The 6,810-nt window shown below is 61.3% G+C and carries 9 protein-coding genes; 6 read left to right on the forward strand and 3 right to left on the reverse strand.

Annotated elements, in window-relative coordinates; translation table 11 throughout:
- Positions 1–57: 57 nt before the first annotated feature.
- Positions 58–879, reverse strand: a complete 822-nt coding sequence (locus ACOVQ0_RS17915) for an LD-carboxypeptidase (RefSeq protein WP_421887624.1) — start codon at positions 877–879, stop codon at positions 58–60.
- Positions 880–965: 86 nt separating this feature from the next.
- On the opposite strand from ACOVQ0_RS17915, the gene ACOVQ0_RS17920 reads away from it, so the two are divergent.
- Positions 966–2,393: a glutamate ligase domain-containing protein gene (locus ACOVQ0_RS17920; protein WP_421887627.1), complete on the forward strand. Its 1,428-nt coding sequence runs from the start codon at positions 966–968 to the stop codon at positions 2,391–2,393.
- Positions 2,394–2,477: 84 nt separating this feature from the next.
- Here ACOVQ0_RS17920 and ACOVQ0_RS17925 read toward each other — a convergent pair whose 3' ends face one another.
- Complete coding sequence (locus ACOVQ0_RS17925) at positions 2,478–3,008, reverse strand: GNAT family N-acetyltransferase (protein ID WP_421887630.1); 531 nt, start codon at positions 3,006–3,008, stop codon at positions 2,478–2,480.
- A gap of 226 nt (positions 3,009–3,234) precedes the next feature.
- Between ACOVQ0_RS17925 and ACOVQ0_RS17930 the strand changes: the two genes are divergently transcribed.
- Positions 3,235–3,603: a PilZ domain-containing protein gene (locus ACOVQ0_RS17930; RefSeq protein WP_421887633.1), complete on the forward strand. Its 369-nt coding sequence runs from the start codon at positions 3,235–3,237 to the stop codon at positions 3,601–3,603.
- A gap of 38 nt (positions 3,604–3,641) precedes the next feature.
- On the opposite strand, the gene ACOVQ0_RS17935 is transcribed toward ACOVQ0_RS17930, so the two are convergent.
- Positions 3,642–4,583: a DUF808 domain-containing protein gene (locus ACOVQ0_RS17935; protein WP_421887637.1), complete on the reverse strand. Its 942-nt coding sequence runs from the start codon at positions 4,581–4,583 to the stop codon at positions 3,642–3,644.
- Positions 4,584–4,721: 138 nt separating this feature from the next.
- Between ACOVQ0_RS17935 and ACOVQ0_RS17940 the strand changes: the two genes are divergently transcribed.
- From ACOVQ0_RS17940 to rplI, 4 genes are all read left to right on the forward strand, one after another.
- Positions 4,722–5,879, forward strand: coding sequence for an acyltransferase family protein (locus ACOVQ0_RS17940; RefSeq protein WP_421887640.1), 1,158 nt, complete (start codon positions 4,722–4,724; stop codon positions 5,877–5,879).
- 147 nt (positions 5,880–6,026) lie between these two features.
- Positions 6,027–6,389: a 30S ribosomal protein S6 gene (rpsF, locus tag ACOVQ0_RS17945; RefSeq protein WP_421887643.1), complete on the forward strand. Its 363-nt coding sequence runs from the start codon at positions 6,027–6,029 to the stop codon at positions 6,387–6,389.
- Positions 6,390–6,392: 3 nt separating this feature from the next.
- Complete coding sequence (gene rpsR, locus ACOVQ0_RS17950) at positions 6,393–6,617, forward strand: 30S ribosomal protein S18 (RefSeq protein WP_011445073.1); 225 nt, start codon at positions 6,393–6,395, stop codon at positions 6,615–6,617.
- Positions 6,618–6,629: 12 nt separating this feature from the next.
- A partial coding sequence (gene rplI, locus ACOVQ0_RS17955) for a 50S ribosomal protein L9 (protein ID WP_421887647.1) occupies positions 6,630–6,810 on the forward strand: 181 nt, incomplete at its 3' end.

The following is a 6,810-nucleotide window of genomic DNA, read 5'->3' on the forward strand; positions in this document are numbered from 1 at the left end:
GCGGCCGTTTGGTAACGGCGGCGCAAACGGTGGCGCGCCCTATTCCGGCACCGCCGATCAGGCAATACCGAACGGCACGATCCTGTTGTCAACATCATGACCGATATCGGCCCGGCCCAGCCAAGCAATGCCGGTACGGCTACACCAGTGGCGCGCCATGTCTTCTACATGGCAACCAAACGGGCGATCGTTCTCCGGCACGTCGCTTACCCTGCCAAGGCGCAGCCCGGCTATTCCCGCAGCGGCCAGATTTCCGGTCACATGAAACAGCAGCCGGTCCACTGCATAGTGATATTCTGCCACCTCTTCGACCATCACCACGTGACCGGAAAGGTGGGGCATCAAGGGCGTGCCACAAAGCATCGCAAGCGTCATTAGATTGAACGCGACGGCAGGACAGCCTTCGCCCAGCGAAGGCTCAAGCCCATCGCGCGAACCAGCCAGCCAGCCCAACGTGCGGCGGACAGCCGCTTCGCCGCCTTCGCGCCGGATATCGTTGGCCATCGGCGCGTGGACAGGACGCCCGATTCCGGCACGATATAGCGCGCCGAGCAGCGTGCCACCGTCCGAATAGCCGAGATACTGCTTGTCGTAAGCCTCGGGGCCAAGCAGCGGCAGGGCGTCCATCGCGATACGGTTCGCGCCGTACCCTCCCCGCGCGAACCACACCGCATCGACCTGTGGATCGTTTGCGCATTCCACAAATGCAGCAAGGCGCTGGGCGTCAGGCCCGGCAAAATGCCCTTCGCTGGCGAAGCTCTGTTCATGAAAAACGAGTTCGAGCTGAGGAAATTCGGCTTTGGCCAGCGCATCAAGACGTGCTGCATCTTCACGCAGGAAAGGCGTCGACGGGGCACAAATGGCGATCCGGCTGGTCATGGCCCATTCCTAGCCGGTTTCGCGCATCGGGTGAAAGCGGCAATAGGAAGGTTGTCACCGACGGCGCGTGCGCATACCGCACTGCGATGACCGACGCACAGCCTTTGACCCCGACTGACCTTGCAGCCCGCGAATGGTTCTTCTGCGGCATCGGCGGGTCGGGTATGCTGCCTTTGGCGCTGATCCTGCGTGGCATGGGGGCGCAAGTGGCAGGATCGGACCGCAGCCGCGATCAGGGCCGCACGCCCGAAAAGTTCGCATGGCTCGAAAGCCTTGGATTTAAATTATTTACACAGGATGGCTCCGGCATTTCCTCCGCTGATCAGGTTCTGGTTGCGTCTGCTGCGGTGGAGGATTCCGTGCCGGAAGTGGTTCGGGCAAAGGCACTGGGCTGCGCGCGGATGAGCCGGGCGCAATTGCTGTCGGCGCTGTTCAATGCCGCACCGCAAGGCATCGCGGTGGGCGGGACCAGCGGCAAATCGACCGTTACCGGCATGATCGGGTGGATTCTGACAGAGGCGGGCCGTGATCCCACGATCATGAACGGCGCGGTGATGAAAAACTTCGTTGCCGCCGATGCGCCCTTTGCTTCGGCGCGCGTGGGCGCGGGTGGCGTATTCGTTTCCGAAGTGGACGAGAGCGACGGCTCTATTGCGCTCTACAACCCCGCTATTGCCGTGCTCAACAATGTGAGCCTTGATCACAAGAGCCTTGAAGAACTGCGCGAATTGTTTGGCGATTTCCTTGCCCGGTCAGAAACGGCAGTTGTCAACGCCGACGATGCTGAAAGCATGGCGCTGATCGGGCGAGCCAAGGCTGCCATCACTTTCGGCTTCGGTGCCGATGCGCAGATTTCAGTTGAGCATGGCTCGATAAGCGAAAGCGCAACCACGATTTCTGCGCGCATTGCGGATCGCCGCAATGGCGAGATTCATGCGCTGACCCTGCAAATGCCCGGACGGCACAACCTTGCCAACGCGCTGGCTGCACTGGCGGCGGCGAATGCTGCCGGTGTGGCGCTAGACGATGCGGTGAAACACCTCAGCACCTTTACCGGTCTGGCGCGGCGGTTCGACATCGTGGGCACGTCTGCATCGGGCGTAACGGTCATAGACGATTTCGGCCACAACCCCGAAAAGGTCGCCGCCACGCTTGCGACGCTGAAAGCCCATCCCGGCCGTGTCATCGCGTTTTTTCAGCCACATGGTTATGGCCCGTTGCGGCAGATGGGCCACGAACTTGCCGAAGTTCTGGCAACGCGGCTTGGGGCAGATGACATAACGATCCTGTGCGACCCGGTCTATTTCGGCGGCACGGTAGACCGATCGGTCGGCTCCGAACGCATTGTCGAAATGATCCGCCAGCACGGCGGCAATGCTGAACATATCGCTGCGCGCGACGATTGCGCCAACCGTATCGCCGTGCTGACCCAGCCCGGTGACCGCGTAGTCGTGATGGGCGCCCGCGACGATACGCTTTCACTCTTTGCCCGCGACATCCTGCGCCGCGTCTGAAACAAAACGAAAGGCCGGACCGCACCTCAGCGCGCCCCGGCCTTTCTCCCCGGCCCTTCCTCCGAAGGTGCGACCCGAGGGCTTTCAGAAACTCTTTTCGAGCATCACCAGATGCGGATCGCCATCGATACCGTGGGCGACGAAACCCTTTTCGCGTTCAAGCTCGATAGCAGCGTGGTTGTCGCGGTCCTCGATCGAGATGACACGCTTGAGGCCGCGCTTGGCCGCCTCTTCCGCGATCAGGTCAAGCATGGTCCAACCGATGCCCCGACAGCGAAAGTCATTGCGGATCGAAACAGCAATCTCGCCCGTATCCATCGCAGCATCGCAGGCCAGCATGGCCGAAGCTACCAACGCACCGCTGTGTCGCTCAAACGCAAGAAAGCTCTCGGTTCGCCAGTGATCAACGTGCGTCAGCGGCACGAGCTGGTCGTGCCCAACATGCTTGCTGGCAGCAAGAAAGCGGAAACGCCGGTCTTCGGCGCTGACCTTTTCGAAGAAGTTTTCGAGGAGGGCCTCATCCTCGGCAAAGGCAGAGCGGACATCAAGCGTGAGGCCATCGCGGGTGGTAAGTTGCTGTACAGCCGCCAATTCAGCAAGAGTTGTGGCGCTCATCTTTACGTCTCCTCAGGTTGCTGGGTCTTCCTGAAGCGGCGTTCTAGCGGCCTTGGCACCGGCAACGTTGATCCAGCGCAACTGGGGGGACGCTGGCACATGCAAAGTCAGCAGCAGCGATTGCGCAAAGCGCAAAATTATCTGCAGGCGCTCCATTAGGCCCCCTGAAACTTTTGAACGTTAGACCGTCCTAAGGCTTGTGGTTAACGCAAGTGGAGGATTTGCCATGTGGCTGGATACCGATAACGGGGAATTCGATGCCAAGCGCCGCGCGGCGCGTGTCGGAATCGAACTGCCCGTGCGCTGCAAACACGGCACTGAACGGTCAACGGTCATCCTTAAAGACCTCAACCAGTATGGCGCGCGGATAGAGGGGCTGGAAAAGCTGCGGATTGACGAACCGATCCAGCTCATGCTTCCCGGCTTGCAGCCCAAGCTGGCTTTCGTGGTATGGAGCCGCGAGCGTGTTAGCGGGCTCGAATTCGAACGCCCACTGCACGACGATGTGTTCGAAAGCCTCGTCAGCGAATTTGCGATCAAGCACTATCGCGAAGCTGCGGCATCCCGGCCGCACCCGATCCGCCACGCCGCCTGATTGCGCAAAAGGCGCGCGCGGCCGTGATCAGTGCGTGATCAGTGCTTGCCGCGCGCCTTGCCGACAAGATGCACGATCCACGCGACGATCGCGCCCAGCACCAGCCCGACGATTGCCGAAATAACAGCATAAGTCAGCCAGCCCAGTACAGCGCCCAGTGGCCCTGTGGCATGTTCGACAGCATGCTGTGCCGCATGGGCCAGTTCTGCCGGTCCATGCAGGCCCAGCTCTTCACTACCATGCAGGATAATCCCACCGCCAACCCACAGCATCGCCAGCGTGCCGATTGTGGCAAGCAGCATCAGCAGAACCGGCATCGCCTTGAGCAGCAAGGCCCCCACACTGCGCGCCACAGCGGAAGATTTCTTCACCAGATGAAGGCCGATATCGTCCATTTTCACGATCAGGCCAACCGCACCGTAAACCGCAATCGTGATGGCTATGCCGACCACGGCAAGGATGATCCCCTGCTGCACGATGCTTTCGTCTGCAACTTCGGCCAAGGCGATAGCCATGATTTCAGCCGAGAGGATCAGGTCGGTGCGAACCGCCCCTGAAACGCGCTGTTCCTCGAACGCGGCCACATCGGTGGGATGGTCTTCCAGTGTCTGACCATGCTTTTCCGCACCCAGCTTTTCCATGATCTTTTCCGCGCCTTCAAAGCACAGGAACAGACCGCCCGCCATCAGGATTGGTGTTATCGCGCCCGGCAGGAAAGCGCTCAGCAGCAAGGCAGCCGGCAGCAGGATGACCAGCTTGTTGAACAAGCTACCCTTGGCAATCCGCGCGATGACCGGCAGTTCGCGATCCGGTGTAAAATCCGTGACGTAGGACGGCGTTACCGCGGCGTCATCGATCACCACGCCTGCCGCTTTCGACCCGGCCTTGGCGGCAGCCGCGCTCACGTCATCAAGCGAGGCAGCCGCAGCGCGGGCAATGACGGACACGTCGTCAAGCAGGGCGACAAGACCGGTAGGCATGGGGCGGGAAAATCCTTGAATGGGTTCGCGTTCAGGCGGCCGATTTGCGGGAAGCCAGCCTCTAGCGCAAGTGTGCAGCGTTTTGCCTACAACTTCGTTCCGCTTCAAACAGCAGCAAAATTGCTCTAGGGGCCGCACATGCCTGCGACCGCGCCCCGCCTGCACCACCTTGACGCCGCCCGCGCGCTGCTGCTGCTGCTTGGCTTGCCGTTCCACGTGGCAACCAAGGCCATCTTTGAAAGCGATCCGGCGGCTACCGACTTTCAGCAATCGTTATGGATCGGTGGCTGGGCCTCGGTCACCCATGCCTTTCGCATGTTCGCGTTCTTCATGCTTGCAGGCTATTTCGCGGGCATGATCCGCGAACGCAAAGGCACGCGGGTGTGGCTGGACGAGCGGGTTCGGCGCCTCGGCCTACCGTTCATTGCCAGCCTTCTGACACTGGGGGCCGTCCAGTTCCAGTTGCAGCACATCGTACTGCACCGCCCATCCCCGCCCTTCATGGGCCTGCCGCTGGCGCTTGATCACCTGTGGTTCCTTGTCGTCCTGCTTGGGTTTTGCGCCACTTACGCTGCCGTCCCCCTTGCCCGCATCGCTCCGGGAGAACGGATGCGGCGCGCTATGCTGCTGGCCGGGCCGGAAAGCCTCGTTCTTCTGGCACTGCTCGCCCTTTGGGGACTGGTTCGCTACGCGGCAGAGCAGGTTCCAGCCATCCCCGATGCACCGATAGAATCGCTGCTGTGGCAGCAGTTTCTGTTTCATGCCGCCGGTTTCGCGCTGGGCGTCATTGCGTGGCATGCCCGCATCGGAGCGCAGCTTTTTGCCCTGCGCAGCCGGTGGATCATTCCGGGGATCGTCATGCTACTGATCCCCTATCTTGCCCTCGACCCGCTCCTGCGCCCGGCGCTGGGCAAGGAAATCTACCCCGATCTGGCCGGAACGCTTACCCTGCGCGCCATAGAACTGCCGCTCGCCATGCTGATGTCGCTGGCGCTGTTCCGCCTGCTCGCATGGGCTGTAAAGGGACCAAGCCGCACAATCAGTTTCTTCGTCGATGGTGCCTTGGCGATATATCTGTTCCATCTGATTTGGGCGATGCTGGTGTTGCCACAAGCGCGCGCCCTGCCCGTTCCAGCCGAAGTGCAGTGGATGACCGCTTCGAGCGCGGTAATGCTGCTGGCCATTGCCAGCTACCTTATCGTGCGATCCAACGGCATCACATCTGCGCTGTTTTGCGGCACAATGCCTGCTCCGAACCCGAAAGTATCATCCCAACCATCGGCAAACGCGCGCTGACGGCCAGTTCGTCCTTGCTTTCCGCACCAGAATCGCTATGCGCCGCCCCTTCATCGGCAGCGTGCCGGTGAAAGGAAGAAAGCCGGAGGGGCCCCGCAATCCCGCGGACAAGCCAGCGATCGGTTAGATAGATGAAGGACGCGAGCCATGCCGATGTACGAGCATGTGTTTCTGGCGCGCCAGGATCTGAGCCAGGCTCAGGTTGATGCGCTTGCCGCTACCGCCACCGAAATCGTCGAAAGCAACAACGGCAAGGTCACCAAGACCGAGACGTGGGGCCTTCGTTCGCTGGCATACAAGATCCAGAAGAACCGCAAGGCGCACTTCGTGCTGCTGAACATCGAAGCTGGTGGCGACGTGATCGCCGAGCTCGAGCGCCAGACGCAGATCAACGAAGACGTGATCCGCTACATGACCGTCCGCGTTGACGAACATGAAGGTGGCCCTTCGGTCATGATGCGCAAGAACGACCGCGAGCGCAGCCGCCGCCGCGAACGCGAAGGGGAATAAGAGATGGCTCGTCCGTTTTTCCGCCGCCGCAAGAGCTGCCCGTTCTCGGGCAAGAACGCTCCGAAGATCGACTACAAGGACGTCCGTCTGCTGCAGGGCTTCATGTCCGAGCGTGGCAAGATCGTCCCGTCGCGCATCACCGCCGTTTCGGCGAAGAAGCAGCGTGAGCTGAGCCAGGCGATCAAGCGCGCCCGGCACATCGGCCTCCTGCCCTACATCGTGAAGTAAGGAGCGCTACCCATGCAGATCATCCTGCTCGAGCGCATCGAGAAGCTGGGCGCCATCGGCGACGAAGTGACCGTCAAGGACGGCTACGCCCGCAACTTCCTGCTGCCCAACAAGAAGGCGCTGCGCGCCAACGAAGCAAACCGCAAGGTCTTCGAAGCCAACCGCGCCCGCATCGAAGCTGAAAACGCTGCCC

Origin of the sequence: Novosphingobium sp. (assembly GCF_049240505.1) — a bacterium.
Lineage (GTDB): Bacteria > Pseudomonadota > Alphaproteobacteria > Sphingomonadales > Sphingomonadaceae > Novosphingobium.